Here is a 14,743-nt window from a genome sequence, read left to right as displayed (position 1 = left end):
TTCGTATGGCGGGCGGTATCTGCGGGAAGGAACCACGGCGGTGCCGTGCTGCCCCGTGAAGCCGTGGCGAGCTGCTGGTGCTCTCGCGTTTGGCAGTCAGGATGGCTGAACCTCGTCGAAGAGGGCGAGGGCGTCGGCGGGGTCCGGGCTCACGAGGCGTTCCAGACCGGCCATCGTGATCTTCGCCCACTTGCCGGCCCGTGCCCACATCTGTTCCTCGAAGGCGCGGACGGCCTCGTCCAGATCGCCAGGGCCGGGGGCGGCGGTGACGGACTCGGCGAGTTCGGCGCCTTCCAGCATCGCTAGGTTCGCGCCCACCCCCAATGGGGGCATCAGGTGGGCGGCGTCGCCCAGTAACGTCACCCCGGGGACATGGGCCCAGGTGTGGGACACGGGCAGGACGTGGAGGGGGCGGTGGACGAAAGCGGTGCCGTGGCGGAGGAGGTCGAGGACGGGAGCGGCCCAGCCGTCGAACAGAGCCAGCAGGCTTGATCGCACGGCCTCGACGTCGGCCACGTCCAGGCCCGCGTCCATGCCTGCGCGCCGTTCCAGGTTCGTGTGCCAGTCCAGCGGCGCGCGGAACTGGGCGTACACCTTGACGTGGCCGCCGCTGTTGCGCTGGGCGACGAGGCCGCGGTTCACGCCGTACACAGCCATGGAGCCGTCGCCGATCAGGCGGGCGAGGTCGGGGTGGCGGATGTCGACGTCGTCCAGGGACGTCTCGACCATGGTGACCCCGGTGTAGTGCGGCGTCGCGGACGAGACCGCCGGGCGGACCCGGGACCAGGCGCCGTCCGCGCCGACCACGAGGTCGAACGTCTCCTCTCGCCCGTCCGCGAAACGGACCAGCACGTCCTCCCGGGTCCCCGGCACCACCTCCGTCACGCCCCGCCCCCACTGAACGTCCAAGGGGCCGAGCAGCAGGTCACGGAGTTGCCCGCGGTCGATCTCGGGATTGGCCCGGTCACCCGGACGGGGTCGCCAGTCGCGGAGGACGGTCCCGTCCGCGTCCAGGATGCGCATGGCCTGCCCCTCGGGACGGGACAGCGCCTGGAACTCCGCCAGCAGCCCCGCCTTGCCCAGCGCGAGCTGGCCCATCCCTTCGTGCAGGTCCAGCGTGCCGCCCGGGGGACGGGCGTCGGGGGCGGGATCGCGTTCGAAGACGGTGACGGGGTGATCGTGGCGGTGCAGGACGCGGGCGAAGGCGAGGCCGGCCGGGCCGCCTCCGACTACAGCGATACGCTGTATCATACGGTGTATCATAGCGACGCACTGTACTTGACGATTGCGACATATCGCAACAGTACGATGGAGCCCATGACTGTATGGGACCGGCCGGAGCCGCAGTTTCGCGCCGCGCCGCTCGGCCGGGAGCGGATCATCGCCGCCGCCATCGCTCTGGCCGACGAGGGCGGGCTGGAGGCCGTGTCGTTGCGCAAGGTCGCCGCCCAGCTGGACGCCCGTCCGATGCGACTGTACGGATACATCTCCACCAAGGAGGAGCTGTTCGACCTCATGGTGGACGAGGTCCACGCCGAGATCCTCCCCGAGGAGCGGCCCGGGGACTGGCGGGAGGTGCTGCGCGTCCGCGCCCACCGCACCAGGCAGGCCACCCTCCGTCACGAATGGCTGGCCGACCTGCTCGGCGGCCGTCCGACCCTGGGCCCGAACGCCCTCGCCGTGACCGAGGCCACGCTGGCCGCCTTCGACGGCCTCGCCGACCTCGAGACCGTCATGCGCGCCGTGGAGACCGTCAGCGCCTACTTCACTGGCGCGATCAGGCGCGAGATCGCGAACCTGCGGGCCGAGCGCGCCACGGGCCTGTCCAAGCGCGACTGGCAGCGCGCCTCCGGCCCGCATGTGATGAGGATGCTGGCCACGGGCCGCTTCCCGGCGCTGGCCAAGGTCGTGCACGACGGCACGGAGGTGGACGCCGAGGCGTCCTTCGCGACCGGCCTGGACTGGGTTCTCGACGCTGTGGCCGCCAAACTCGCCCGGCCGCCGGCGTGACGCTCAGGATGTCCAGGTGACATCTGTGGCACCGCATGACGCCGCCGGACTGCGCACCCACCTGCTCGACTGGTTCAAAGGCAAGCTCCGACGCCGGACGACCGGGCGGCGCTGGAAGGGCTGCGCCATCCGCAGCTTCGCAGCCGCTCAGCGTACTTCTTGACCTGCGACGCGTCACTGATCCCCAGCTGTTCGGCCAGATAGTCCACCAGCGGTTCATGATCGTTCTCGGAGCCAACGGCTGTCCGCCGGTTCCTCGCCCCCGGGCGTGATCGGCGCGCACTTCACGCTGCTGACCTGACCCCGGTCCGGGCCATGGTCCAGACGGGTGCGGCAGGACGGACAGAAGTCTCACCGCCGGGACTCATGACCGCTTCCGCCCAGCGCTCGGATACTTCACTGGAATCTCGCGACGATGCAGGGGGCTGAAATGACCTCACTCGAGCGTCACTGGGCAAGGTACAGGCTCGGCGTGGTCGGGGTCGTCATGCTTCTGCTGACCGGCCTGCTCGTGGCACCGGCCCGAGCGGTGGCGGGCGTCATGATCGTGGCCAGGCATTCGGGCAAGTGCCTCGACGTCGCCGGGTACGGCACCGCCAACGGGACCAACGTCTGGCAGTGGACCTGCCATGGGGGCGCGAACCAGCGATGGCTCTTCGGCCAGGTCTATGGCGACCAGCCGTACTACTTCATCAAGAACGTCCACAGCAACAAATGCCTGGCCGTCAGTGCTCAGGGCACCGCCAATGGGAGCAACGTCCTCATCTGGGACTGTGTCGGCTCCTCCGACCAGAGATGGTTCCTGTCCACCACCAGTGGCGGCTACGACAAGTACGAGCCCAAGCACGCCTCGCTGAGCAAGTGCCTGGATGTGGAGGGGGGTGGGGTCAACGACCCCACCGAGGTCTGGATCTGGGACTGCCTGTGGCCGTACCTTCCCAGCCAGGAGTGGAAGACCGTCGCCTGACTGGCGACTGGTCTTCGCGGGGCACGAGACGGCCGCGACGGCGAGCGTGACGACGCCACCGCCCTGGTTTGATTGACGTCGGCGTCAAGGTTACATACTGGCCGCATGGTCTTCACACAGGCAGAACTCGACTATCTGGCCGGACAGCGTCTCGGCCGTCTGGCCACCGTCTCTCCCGCCGGCCAGGTGCAGAACAACCCCGTGGGGTTCTTCGTGGACGCCGCCTCGGGCACGATCACCATCGGCGGGCACGCGCTGGGGGTGTCCAAGAAGTTCAGGAACGTCCAGCAGGGCAGCACCGTGTCGTTCGTCGTGGACGACCTGGCCTCGGTGGACCCGTGGGTGGTGCGCGGCATCGAGATCCGGGGTTCGGCGGTGGCTCTGACGGACCACGAGCCGCCGGTTCCGTACTTCTCGCGGGAGATCATCACGATCACGCCCAGCAAGATCATCTCTTGGGGGTTGGACGGGGCTCGGTCGAGCCGCAAGGTGTGAAAGCCCGTGGACTCTCACTGAGAAGATCGCGCGAGTTTCAACGCCCCGCCGGCGCTCGCGTCAGCCCGGCGGCCGGTCGAGCGGCTGAACGAATCGGTCGGCGCCCGGATCGGCTGTACCTGGCCGGCATCGCCCGCCCCGGCTCCGCGTACCGGGAGAACCGGGCCGTGCACGCCCTTGGCCCGGCTGCTGCTGCACGGCCGGATCCCGAACATCCAGACGAGCTGGGTGAAGCCGGGCCCGGCGGGGGTGCTCGACGTGCTCCGCGGCGGCGTGAACGACCTGGGCGGCACACTGATGGGGGAGGGAGACCATCAGCCGCATGGCGGGCTCTGAGAACGACAAGATGATCGCCGACCTCTAGGCCCTGGCGCACGCCGCCGGTCGCCCCGCTCGCCAACGAACGACCACCTACGGCGAGGTCGACGAGGAGCGCCTGGCGACAGGCCGTGAGCACGACGGCGTATGGCGGCCGAACCTGCTACCGCTGATCAGCGGCCAACAACGTGTTGGCACAAGTTATTAATCTACATTGTAAAGGCGGTTGGCGGTTACAAGATCATTTACAAAGGTCTAAAGACAGTATCCCCGAAAAACAAAGCCGTGCGACGCCCGCGTACGGGGGCGTGGGCGTCGCACGGCCTGGGTTCCGGTGAGAGCCCGCCGCGCAACCCCGCCGCTTCAGCGCGGACTCCGCCGATGCGGGTGCCGTGTTCTCGGAAGTTGTTTGCGGGGGTCGTGATCCGTCCAGCAACGGATCCTCGGAAGCTCGCCGGATCCGGTCGGTTCTCGATGTCCTCCTGGCTTTCCGGGTTCAGGTGCGGGTCGTACCGGCAGATGCCGGCGGCCATGACTGACGTACCGGCCCTCATCCTGAGTTCGGCCCCTTGGGCATTGGCCCCACGGCCGGGTCAGGGCCGGGCCCGCCACGGTCGACCGGAGCGGCCGGCGGCCACCTACCGCCGCACTGTTGAGGGGTCGTCCCGCGCTGGTCCCTGCGGGACGATCACGTGGTGGCATAGGGAGCCGGGTGCGGGACATACTCGGCGGCTGGGACGGGCAGGGGCGGACTGCTGGTGCGCCCCTGCCGGCCACGACGCGACTGCCGTCGAGGACGGCACTGATGGTCATGCGCGGCCGAACGGTCCGTGGTAGGCCAGGTTCATGGCCAGGGCGGCTACCGCCAGGGAGAAGAACATGGCCCACGGGCCGAAGCGGTGGTCGCGGACTCGCAGGTGGGCGCCGAACGCGCCGAGGAAGTACAGCACGAGGCCGGCGGCGGCGAGCATCCCCAGCATCGGTACGGCGATCCCGGTCAGCAGCCCCAGCGCGCCCGCCCCCAGCAGCGTGCCCAACGGGCGCATCCAGGAGCGGGGCACGCGCAGCATGTCCGCCTGGCTCTTGGGGTGGTCGTGGCCGATGAGGTTGGCGATGGCGGCCAGGCCGTTGACGGCCGAGGCGAGGAGGGTGACCGCGAGGTAGGCAGTGAACACGAAGGTCTCCTTGTACGTGAGAACGGTCGTCTCACGGACGAGGCGGCGTCCTATGGAGTGACGTGCCCTCGTGTGACATGGGTCACGGTGCGATGCCGGTCAGCTTCTCCGGGTTGCTGACCGCGTGTACCGTCTCGATCGCTCCGTTCAGCAGGTGCAAGGTGATCGCCAGCATCGGCGTGCGTCCTGAGTAGATGACGATCCCCGGGCCGCCGTTGACCTGGAGCACCTGAGCATGCGAGTCGTCAGGCCTGCGCTTGGAGAGGATGGTGATCGCGCGGGCCACGTACTCGGGTCCGTGGATCGGCTTGCGGGGCGCGCCGGTGAGGCCGCCGCCGTCGCTCACCAGCTTCACGTCCGGCGCCAGGATCTCCATCAGAGCCTTCAGGTCGCCGCCGAGGCAGGCGGCCAGGAACCGTTCGGTGGCCTGCTGCCTGGTCGCCTGGTCGGTGTCGTAGCGGCGGCGGCGTGCCTCGATCGCTTTCTTGGCGCGGTGCGCGGTCTGCCGTACCGTCGCGTGGCTGCGCCCGACGAACCGCGCTATTTCGACGTGGCTGTAGCCGAAAGCCTCGCTCAGTACGAACACCGTACGCTCCATCGGGGACAGGGTCTCCAGCACGAACAGCATCGCGGTCGACACCGAGTCGGCGAGCACCGCGTTCTCGGCGACGTCCGGGCTGGTGAGGATCGGCTCGGGCAGCCATGGCCCGACGTATGACTCTCGCCGCACGCGCGCACTGCGGAGCCGGTCGATCGCCAGCCTGGTGGTCACCCGAACCAGGTAGCCTTCCGTGTCCGCGACGGTGGCCACGTCGACGCGGCTCCAGCGTAGCCAGGCGTCCTGCACGACGTCCTCGGCCTCGGTGACGCTGCCCAGTACCCGGTATGCGACAGCGTGCAGCAGAGCGCGGTGCTCAGTGAACGTCCGCTCGGCCGCGGAGCGGCGCACCGCCGTGTCGCTGGGCATCGTGGCCCCTCTCGTCGGTAGCACGCCGACGGCGAGGTTCGGAGGCGGCTCCCGGGAAGCAGCCTGGTGACCCGCTCTCCCGGAGCAGACATCGGCCTTTGCCGCTTCGAGTCTGGAAGCCGCCCGGGCGCTGCCGGGGCGGGTCTTGTCTCAGGCGGGGTTTTCGGTGTGGCAGGTGGTGACGGCCTGGATCTTTTTCATGATGGCGGACAGGTCGCGCAGGGTGGGGGTGTCGAGGTGTTGCAGGAGGAGGCGGAAGTCGGCGAGGCCGGCGTCGGTGATCTGCTCGGTGAGGGTGCGTCCGGCGGGGGTGAGTTCGACGCGGCGGATGCGGCGGTCGTGGGGGTCTTCGCGGCGGGTGACGAGGCCGTGGCCGACGAGGCGGTCGACGATGCCGGTGACGGTGCCGAGGCCGACGCCGAGGTGGTGGGCGAGGTCTTGGCCGGAGGCGGAGTCCTGGAAGGACAGCAGCATGACGACTTTGAGTTGGCGCATGGTGAGGTTGGAGTCGAAGAGGGGGGATCGGGGACGGTTCTGGGCCAGGAGTCGTCCCAGGTCGCGTTGCATTTCGCCGATCTGATGGATCAGCTGGTCGCGTTCGTCGTTCACACTCACCTCTCGCTTCCTGAGAAGGTTATCAGGATTGCAAGGCGTCGTTAAATATTCGTGCGAGGCGAAGTGTTAGTGTGGGCAAAACTTATCGTGACATCCCCTAGGAGTCCGCCCCCATGACCGCCTTGGCCAGGTTGAGCCTTGCCAACCGCAGCCTCGTCATAATGATCGCGGTCGTGTTGAGCGCGTTCGGCGCCTTCGCGATCCCATCGCTGAAACAACAGTTGCTGCCCTCGCTTTCGTTTCCGGGCGCGTCCGTGGTCGCCCCCTACCTGGGGGCCTCTCCCGAGATCGTGGAGGACCAGGTCACCAAGCCGATCGAAGACAGCTTCCAGGGCATCGACGGCGTCACCGAGGTGACCTCCACCTCCCGGGAGGGGATGTCGCAGATCCAGGTGGCGTTCGAGTACGGCACCGACATCGATGAAGCGGTCGGGAAGATGCAGCAGGCGCTGTCTCGCATCGACGCCCAGCTGCCCGATGGGGTGGATCCGCAGGTGCTGGCCGGCAGCACCGACGACATCCCGGTGATGGTGCTGGCGGTGGACGCCGGTGATGACGAGCGGGCCATGGCCGACCGGCTGGAGCGGATCATGGTGCCGCAGTTGCAGGGCGTCGACGGTGTCCGTGAGGCCACGGTGACCGGCACCCGCGACGAGAACGTGGTGATCACTCCGGATGTCAAGAAGCTCGCCGCGCGCGGGCTGGCGCCGAGCGCGGTGTCGGATGCGCTGCGCGCCAATGGCCAGCCTGTTCCGGCCGGCAGTCTGGTGGAGGACGACAAGTCGTTGACGGTTCAGATCGGCAGCCGGATCTCCTCGGTTGAGGATCTGGAGAATCTGTACCTGCCGCCGGCCGTTGCCGCCCAGCAGCCGCAGCAGATGCAGCAGGGCCGTCAGGTGCCGGGTGCGACGTCGGCGCAGAATGCCGCTCAGGTCCGGCCGGCGCAGCCTGTCCGGGCGCCCAGGCCGGTGAAGCTGGGTGATGTCGCGAAGGTGGAGGTGTCGCCGGCCGATCGTGCCTCGCTGACGCGCACCAACGGTAAGCCGAGCTTGGGTGTGTCGGTGACGATGACGCCTGACGGCAACGCGGTGGCGATCTCCCACGCGGTGCGCGAGAAGATTCCCGGCATCGTCAAGGCGATCGGTGATTCCTCTACGGTGACTGTGATCTTCGACCAGGCGCCGTATGTGGAGAACTCGATCGAGGACCTGACCACTGAGGGTCTGCTGGGCCTGGCCTTCGCGGTGCTGGTCATCTTGATCTTCTTGTTGTCGGTGCGTTCGACGTTGGTGACGGCGGTGTCCATCCCGCTGTCGGTGGTCATCGCGTTGCTGGCGCTGTGGTTGGGCGATTACTCGCTGAACCTGCTGACGCTGGGGGCGTTGACCATCGCGGTCGGGCGTGTGGTGGACGACTCGATCGTGGTCTTGGAGAACATCAAGCGGCATCTGGGCTACGGCGAGGCCAAGCGGGATGCGGTGGTCGCGGGCGTGCGTGAGGTGAGCGGCGCGGTGACCGCCTCGACCCTGACCACGGTGGCGGTGTTCTTGCCGATCGCGGTGGTCGGCGGCATGGTGGGGCAGTTGTTCGCGCCGTTCGCGATCACGGTGACGGTGGCGTTGCTGGCTTCGCTGCTGGTGTCGTTGACGGTGGTGCCGGTGCTGGCCCTGTGGTTTTTGAAGGCGCCGGTGCTGAGCCCGGAGCGGGCGCGTGTGGTGCGTGAGGAGGCCGAGGCCAAGGAGTTGCGCAGCCCGTTGCAGCGTCTCTATCTGCCGGTGTTGCGTTTCGCGACCAGGCGGCGGTTGATCACCGTGCTGGTCGGGGTCGTGGTCTTCGTGGCGACGATGGGTCTGGCGGGGAGGCTGGAGACGAACTTTCTGGACTCCTCCGGTCAGAACACGATCTCTGTGAGTCAGAAGATGCCGGCCGGCACCGATCTGGCCACTACGGACGCTGCGGCCAAGAAGGTGGAGGGGGTGCTGGGCTCCATCAAGGATGTGGAGTCCTACCAGGTCAACGTGGGTTCCGGGGGCGGGTTCATGGGGGCCGGGGGTGGCGGTGGCGATCGCGCCTCCTACTCGGTGACGGTGGCCGAGGGTGCCGACAGCGCCGCGGTGCAGGACGCGGTGCGCCGGCGTGTCAAGGAGTTGGCCGATGTCGGTGAGATCACCGTCGGCGGGGGTCAGGGGGGTCCGGGGGGATCGACCAACCAGCTTCAGGTGATCGTGCAGGCGCCCGATGCCGCGGCGCTGCGTAGCGCGGCCGAGGCGGTGCGGGGGGTGATGGCCGAGTTGGGCGGGTTGCGTGATGTCTCCTCCAACTTGGAGGCCAGCGCTCAGCGTGTCGAGGTTCAGGTCGATCGGGAGAAGGCGGCGGCCAAGGGGCTGACCGAGGCGCAGATCGGGCAGGTGGTGGCGCAGCGCTTCCGCGGTGCGCCGTTGGGTCAGGTCACCGTCGAGGGCCGGGCCAGTGATCTGGTCCTGCGTAGTGGTGAGGCGCCGGAGGATGTGAAGGCGGTGCGTGCGCTGAAGCTGCCGACGGCCACCGGGCAGGTCAGGCTGTCGGAGGTGGCCAAGGTGGCCAAGGTCGATGGACCTACCCAGGTGACTCGGGTGGACGGGGAGCGCAGCGCGACGGTTTCGGGTACGGCCACCGGCAGCGATCTGGGCAGTGTCACCACCGCGTTGACGGCGAAGCTGAAGGATTTGTCGTTGCCGGCGGGGGCGAGTTTCACCGTGGGCGGTGTCAGCGCCGATCAGGCTGAGGCGTTCGGTCAGTTGGGGCTGGCGATGCTGGCGGCCATCGCCATCGTTTTCATGATCATGGTGGCGACGTTCCGGAGCTTCGTGCAGCCGCTGGTGTTGCTGGTGTCGGTGCCGTTCGCCGCCACCGGCGCGATCGGCCTGCTGCTGGCCACGGGTACTCCGCTGGGAGTGCCGGCGCTGATCGGCATGCTGATGCTGATCGGCATCGTGGTGACCAACGCCATCGTGCTGATCGATCTGATCAACCAGTACCGTGAGCAGGGGCTGGGCGTGGTGGAAGCGGTGGTCGAGGGCGGCCGGCGTCGTCTGCGGCCGATTCTGATGACCGCGGTGGCGACGATTTTCGCGTTGATCCCGATGGCGTTGGGCCTGACGGGGTCGGGCGGGTTCATCTCCCAGCCGCTGGCGATCGTGGTGATCGGCGGTCTGCTGTCGTCGACGCTGCTGACGCTGGTGCTGGTGCCGACCTTGTATGTGATGGTGGAGCGGACCAAGGAACGCTTTCGCCGTACGCCCAGGGGCGGCAGGCACGAGGCCGAGGTGAAGGTCTACGAAACCGACGAGTTGGCCCCTGCCCGGTAGGGGTCGCTCGCCAGGGGCCGAGGTGGATTCGTGCCGAGCGCCGCACGGTGGCAGCTGCCACCGTGCGGCGCTCGGCCGTTACGGGTCAGTGTGAGGGCGGCGTGAGGGCGGCGCCGTACGGTGTGACGGCGTGAAGCGGCGGCCGGGCGGCGGTGATGACCGCAAGGGGTGACCCTAGGGGAGAGGTGACCCTGCGGAGGTCGCGGTGGTGGTGGCGCAATAGACTGAGGCAACGTGACTGACAAGCCGCGTATCCCCAATGTTCTGGCCGCCCGCTACGCCTCTGCGGAGCTGGCCCGCCTGTGGTCTCCCGAGTACAAAGTGGTGGCCGAGCGTCGCCTGTGGCTGGCGGTGCTGGCCGCGCAGGCGAAGCTGGGGATCGCGGTTTCGGCGCAGGCGGTGGCCGACTACGAAAAGGTCGTCGAGCAGGTCGATCTGGCCTCCATCGCCGCGCGGGAGCGGATCACCCGCCATGACGTCAAGGCCCGCATCGAGGAGTTCAACGCTCTGGCCGGGCATGAGCATGTGCACAAGGGGATGACGTCGCGGGATCTGACGGAAAACGTCGAGCAGTTGCAGATCCGCGACAGTCTGCTGGTGGTCCGTGATCGGTGTGTGGCGCTGCTGGCGCGGCTGGGGTCTTTGGCCGCCGAGCATTCGGACACGGTGATGGCGGGGCGTTCGCACAACGTGGCCGCGCAGTCGACCACGCTGGGTAAGCGTTTCGCCTCGGCGGCCGATGAGCTGCTGGTGGCCTTCATCCGGCTGGAGGAGTTGATCGCCCGCTACCCGCTGCGCGGCATCAAGGGTCCGGTCGGCACCGCTCAGGACATGCTGGATCTGCTGGGCGGTGATCGGGCCGCGCTGGCGGAGTTGGAAGACCGGGTCGCGGCGCATCTGGGGTTCGCCCACCGCCTGACCAGTGTGGGGCAGGTCTATCCGCGTTCGCTGGACTACGAGGTGCTCACGGCGCTGGTGCAGCTGGCGGCCGCTCCCTCCTCGTTGGCCAAGACGATTCGGTTGATGGCCGGGCATGAGCTGGTCACCGAGGGGTTCGCCGAGGGGCAGGTGGGATCTTCGGCGATGCCGCACAAGATGAACACTCGTTCGTGTGAGCGGGTCAACGGCCTGACGGTGGTCTTGCGGGGGTATGCCTCCATGACCGGCGAGTTGGCGGGTGACCAGTGGAACGAAGGGGATGTCTCCTGTTCGGTGGTGCGGCGGGTGGCGCTGCCGGATGCGTTCTTCGCCTTTGACGGGCTGGTGGAGACGATGTTGACGGTCCTTTCGGAGTTCGGCGCGTTCCCGGCGGTCATCGCGGCCGAACTGGACCGGTACCTGCCGTTCCTGGCGACCACGAAGATGTTGATGGCCGCGGTGCGGGCCGGGGTGGGCCGGGAGAGCGCGCATGAGCTGATCAAGGAGCACGCGGTCGCCTCGGCGCTGGCGATGCGCGAGCGGGGTGTCGGCAACGAGCTGCTGGAGCGGTTGGCGGCCGATGAGCGCTTCCCTCTGGACGCCGCGGCGTTGGAGGGTCTGTTGCGGCAGCGGATCGCTTTCACCGGCGCGGCGGCCGAGCAGGTGGAGGCGGTCGTGGCGCGTATCGGTGAGGTCGCCGCCCGTTACCCGGCTGCTGCCGCCTACGCGCCTGGGGCGATCCTCTGAGCGCTGTACGGCTGAGCGGGGCCGCTGAGGTGGCGGCGGCTTGTGCTGACGACACGCTGGTGGTGTGGGCGGCGCAGGGTATGCGTGCGGGGGTGCGCGCGTGGGCGCTGGGGCAGGCGGTCGCGGTGGCGAGCCCGGATCTCAACCGTCGCGACAGGTTGACGGTGCGTGGTGACGCCGATGAGGTCAGTGCCCTGGTCAGGCTGTTGTTGCCGCGGTTGGGGCCTTCCTACCGGCTGATGGGGGAGCAGGCGCTGGTGGCGGAGGTGGCCGCACGGTTGCCGCAGGTCGGGCCGCCGCACGCGTTCGAGTGGATGGAGACCGGTGGGCCGCCCGCCTCGGGCGAGGTGGGCGAGGTGGGCGGGGTGGATCAGGTCGGCGGGAGCGGTGGCCGGTCGGTGCCGGCCGGTTGGCTGGTCGGCGCCGAGCAGGAGGTGGGTGCTCTGCTGGCGCAGGCCTCACCGTCGTCGTGGGCGGTTCCCGGCCTGCCGGGGGTGCGCCGTTGGGCGGGGTTGCGCGTGCCCGGCGGCGCGTTGGTGGCCACCGCCGCCGACGCCTGGTCTTGCCCGCAGGTGGGGTTCGTCGCCGGGGTGGCCACTGCCGTGGCCCACCGCGGCAGGGGATATGGGCAGGCGGTGTGTGCTTTCGTCTTCGCTGCCCTGGCCGCCGAGCACGGGCGGGTGGCGTTGGTGGTCGACACCGTCAACCTCGGGGCGATCGCGTTGTATGAGCGCCTGGGCATGCGCGGCCGGCGGGTGGCGGCGGCGGTCCTGGACCAGTGAGGCGGGCGGGTTTCTGGATCGGGGCGGCGGGCGGCGAGTGACCAGGGCGGGTCACCAGGGCGGTGGCCGCGGCGCGTCCGGCGGGGAAAATCGGGTGCGCGCCACGGCCACGCCCGGCAAAGTGGACGAAATGATGTCCAGTTTTGTGCCTGGTCTAGAGCTTTCGCGTAACTTCTATGCGCAGATCGTGCGGCCGATGGTCGCCGACGTGCCGCACAGCGCGGCGCTGATCGGCTCCGGTTCGGAAGTGCTGGCTTTCGACACCGAACGCTCCACCGACCACGACTGGGGCCCGCGGGTGGTGGTGTTCGTCGCGCCCCGGGCGGCGGGGCCGCTACGCGATTCGATCATCGCCGCTCTGCCGGCGACCTTCGGTGGCTATCGGACGGACTTCGGCGCCGGTTGCGGCGTCGAAGTCGCCGACGCCGGCGCCTGGCTGCATGGGCGGCTCGGATTCGACCCGCTGTCAGGGGTCGGCGCGCTGGACTGGCTGGCCACCCCCTGGCAGCGGTTGGCCGAGGTGACCTGCGGGGAGGTCTTCCACGACGGGCTGGGCGTGCTGCAGCGCGCCCGCGCCGCGCTGCGCTGGTATCCCGATGATCTGTGGCGTTACGTATTGGCCTGCCAGTGGAGACGCCTGGCCCAGCAGGAGGCTTTCCCCGGCCGGTGCGGGGAGGTCGGCGATGATCTCGGCTCGGCCGTGCTGACCGCGGCGTTGGCCCGCGACCTGATGCGCCTGGTATTGCTGATGCGCCGCCGCTACCCGCCGTACGCCAAATGGGTCGGTAGCGCCTTCGCCCGTCTGACGGGTACGGCCGAGCTGGGCGAGGCCCTGTCCGAAGCGGTGGCCGCGGGCGAGTGGCGTACCCGCCAGCAGCATCTGAGCCGTGCTTATGAGCGTGTCGCCGCGCTGCACAACCGGCTCGGCCTGAGCCGGTCGCTGGACACCGGCACACGCGGCTTCCACGACCGGCCGTTCCAAGTGATCGACGCCCAGCGTTTCGCCGACGCCCTCGGCGAGGCCGTCACCGACCCGTGGGTGCGGGCCTTGGCGCCGGTCGGCTCGATCGACCAGTTCGCCGACTCCACCGACCTGTTGATCGACCCGCGGCGGTGCCGGATGGTGACGCAAGCCCTGCTGCGGGAACCTTCGACCGGCTGCCCGCCCGAGCGGTAGGGGCGGGCAGCCGGTCGAAGAAGGGCCGGTGGGGGCGGGGGTCGCCGCGGGGTGCTCAGGCGGCCACCAGCTCACGCTCATGTTCGCGGGCCAGCATGCGTCGCTCGAACCACAGCGAGGTGAACGGGGGCACCGCGCACGCCAGGCCCAGCACGATCGTGCCCACGCGCCAGTGTGCCACCCGCGCCGCGGCCAGCACCCCGGCCACGTACAGGACGAACAGCAGGCCATGGATCGGGCCGAAGATCTTCACACCGAGGTCGCCCGATTCGACGATGTATTTGAAGAACATGCCCACGAGCAACCCCGCCCACGAACACGCCTCGGCGATCGCCACATAACGGAACAGACGCAGTGCGGTCGGCACAGCGGACACCTCTCCTCGGGATTCGTTCGGGGGAACGGCCCCACCCTATGGGGCGTATGGGCAGGTCCCGACCCGGGGGCGGCTTCGAAAAGATCACAGAGAAGATCACTGAAAAGATCACCGCTGCCGGGCCGTGGCCGCTCGGTTCGGCCGACGGCCATGTCGCCGAGCACGTGATCCACTCGGGTGGTCGCCCACGGCATCGGCATCATCGGCATCATCGCCATCCAGGCGGGCGCGGGCAGCCGAATCATCGACACCCTGGCGTCGAAACCCGGCCGGAGCCGGCGCGCAACGCGCTGAGCGCCATCGAAACCACCGGCCGCCAGTGGCCCACCCATGCATATTCAGGCAAGATTTCGCGTATCGACCGGCACATCCGCTGAAGGGGTGGCGATGAGCGAACGCGTCGGCGCCGCACACGAACGCCGCGTCCTGCTGTGGCAAGAGCGCGCGGCCGCGTTACGGGCGGCGGTACGGTCAGGGCCGCCGCCCCTGGGCCCCGGGGCCCGGCCCGCCGAGCGGATCGTGACCTTTTTACAGGCTCTGTCCCAGCTGGGCGATGGGCGCCCACCGGTCGCACGCGAGTGCGAAGACGAGCACGAAGCCGGTGACCGCCACGCCGACCCGGAATATGCGCTCTGGCACGACCACCTGAGCGGCCTGATCGCCCTGGCCCGCCCGGACCTGGACGCCGGTTTCGCCGCCCACGCGCTGTTGGCGGTGTTCGACGCCGACACCGCCGGCCTGCCGGCGGACGCCGATCCCGGCCGCAGGGCCCGTTCGCTACGAGAGCTGGTGGGGGAGCTGCTGTCTTGACCGGGGCGCCGCCGCGACACACCCTGCACTTGTACCGGT

The 14,743-nt window shown here is 69.1% G+C and carries 15 protein-coding genes and 1 pseudogene; 11 read left to right on the top strand and 5 right to left on the bottom strand.

From position 1 onward, the window contains the following. Positions 1-96 precede the first annotated feature (96 nt). Positions 97-1,251, bottom strand: coding sequence for an FAD-dependent oxidoreductase (locus ACQPYK_RS26130; protein ID WP_433235894.1), 1,155 nt, complete (start codon positions 1,249-1,251; stop codon positions 97-99). 66 nt (positions 1,252-1,317) lie between these two features. Between ACQPYK_RS26130 and ACQPYK_RS26125 the strand changes: the two genes are divergently transcribed. From ACQPYK_RS26125 to fbiC, 5 genes and pseudogenes are all read left to right on the top strand, one after another. Next, entirely contained in the window at positions 1,318-2,010 is a 693-nt protein-coding gene (locus tag ACQPYK_RS26125; RefSeq protein ID WP_433235891.1) for a TetR/AcrR family transcriptional regulator C-terminal domain-containing protein, read from the top strand. 25 nt (positions 2,011-2,035) lie between these two features. Next, positions 2,036-2,173, top strand: coding sequence for a hypothetical protein (locus ACQPYK_RS26120; RefSeq protein ID WP_433235888.1), 138 nt, complete (start codon positions 2,036-2,038; stop codon positions 2,171-2,173). Between the two features lie 267 nt (positions 2,174-2,440). Then, on the top strand, positions 2,441-2,977 hold the full coding sequence (locus ACQPYK_RS26115; RefSeq protein ID WP_433235885.1) for an RICIN domain-containing protein: 537 nt from the start codon (positions 2,441-2,443) through the stop codon (positions 2,975-2,977). A 105-nt stretch (positions 2,978-3,082) separates the two neighbouring features. After that, complete coding sequence (locus ACQPYK_RS26110) at positions 3,083-3,472, top strand: PPOX class F420-dependent oxidoreductase (protein WP_433235882.1); 390 nt, start codon at positions 3,083-3,085, stop codon at positions 3,470-3,472. A gap of 113 nt (positions 3,473-3,585) precedes the next feature. Further along, positions 3,586-3,998 (top strand): annotated as a pseudogene (fbiC, locus tag ACQPYK_RS26105) (7,8-didemethyl-8-hydroxy-5-deazariboflavin synthase); the annotation flags it as partial. A 601-nt stretch (positions 3,999-4,599) separates the two neighbouring features. Here fbiC and ACQPYK_RS26100 read toward each other — a convergent pair. The 3 genes from ACQPYK_RS26100 to ACQPYK_RS26090 all read right to left on the bottom strand — a co-directional run bounded on the left by ACQPYK_RS26100 (position 4,600) and on the right by ACQPYK_RS26090 (position 6,547). Further along, a complete protein-coding gene (locus ACQPYK_RS26100) occupies positions 4,600-4,965 on the bottom strand; it encodes a DoxX family protein (RefSeq protein ID WP_433235880.1) in 366 nt (121 codons plus the stop codon). 82 nt (positions 4,966-5,047) lie between these two features. Then, entirely contained in the window at positions 5,048-5,932 is an 885-nt protein-coding gene (locus ACQPYK_RS26095) for an RNA polymerase sigma-70 factor (RefSeq protein ID WP_433235877.1), read from the bottom strand. A gap of 150 nt (positions 5,933-6,082) precedes the next feature. After that, complete coding sequence (locus ACQPYK_RS26090; protein WP_433235874.1) at positions 6,083-6,547, bottom strand: MarR family winged helix-turn-helix transcriptional regulator; 465 nt, start codon at positions 6,545-6,547, stop codon at positions 6,083-6,085. A 113-nt stretch (positions 6,548-6,660) separates the two neighbouring features. On the opposite strand from ACQPYK_RS26090, the gene ACQPYK_RS26085 reads away from it, so the two are divergent. The 4 genes from ACQPYK_RS26085 (at position 6,661) to ACQPYK_RS26070 (ending at position 13,518) form a co-directional block, all read left to right on the top strand. After that, a complete protein-coding gene (locus tag ACQPYK_RS26085) occupies positions 6,661-9,894 on the top strand; it encodes an efflux RND transporter permease subunit (protein WP_433235871.1) in 3,234 nt (1,077 codons plus the stop codon). Positions 9,895-10,128: 234 nt separating this feature from the next. Beyond that, on the top strand, positions 10,129-11,559 hold the full coding sequence (gene purB / locus ACQPYK_RS26080) for an adenylosuccinate lyase (RefSeq protein WP_433235868.1): 1,431 nt from the start codon (positions 10,129-10,131) through the stop codon (positions 11,557-11,559). Between the two features lie 80 nt (positions 11,560-11,639). Further along, positions 11,640-12,341: a GNAT family N-acetyltransferase gene (locus ACQPYK_RS26075; RefSeq protein ID WP_433235865.1), complete on the top strand. Its 702-nt coding sequence runs from the start codon at positions 11,640-11,642 to the stop codon at positions 12,339-12,341. Positions 12,342-12,537: 196 nt separating this feature from the next. After that, positions 12,538-13,518 (top strand): DUF4037 domain-containing protein, encoded by a 981-nt coding sequence (locus ACQPYK_RS26070; protein ID WP_433235862.1) that lies wholly within the window; start codon positions 12,538-12,540, stop codon positions 13,516-13,518. A gap of 55 nt (positions 13,519-13,573) precedes the next feature. On the opposite strand, the gene ACQPYK_RS26065 is transcribed toward ACQPYK_RS26070, so the two are convergent. Beyond that, complete coding sequence (locus ACQPYK_RS26065) at positions 13,574-13,885, bottom strand: DUF3817 domain-containing protein (RefSeq protein WP_433235859.1); 312 nt, start codon at positions 13,883-13,885, stop codon at positions 13,574-13,576. A 56-nt stretch (positions 13,886-13,941) separates the two neighbouring features. On the opposite strand from ACQPYK_RS26065, the gene ACQPYK_RS26060 reads away from it, so the two are divergent. Continuing rightward, positions 13,942-14,271 (top strand): hypothetical protein, encoded by a 330-nt coding sequence (locus tag ACQPYK_RS26060; protein WP_433235856.1) that lies wholly within the window; start codon positions 13,942-13,944, stop codon positions 14,269-14,271. Between the two features lie 10 nt (positions 14,272-14,281). After that, a complete protein-coding gene (locus ACQPYK_RS26055; RefSeq protein ID WP_433235853.1) occupies positions 14,282-14,704 on the top strand; it encodes a hypothetical protein in 423 nt (140 codons plus the stop codon). The last annotated feature ends 39 nt before the right edge of the window (positions 14,705-14,743 follow it).

Origin of the sequence: Streptosporangium sp. CA-135522 (assembly GCF_050949235.1) — a bacterium.
GTDB lineage: Bacteria > Actinomycetota > Actinomycetes > Streptosporangiales > Streptosporangiaceae > Streptosporangium.
This window is presented reverse-complemented; position numbering and strand designations above follow the sequence as displayed.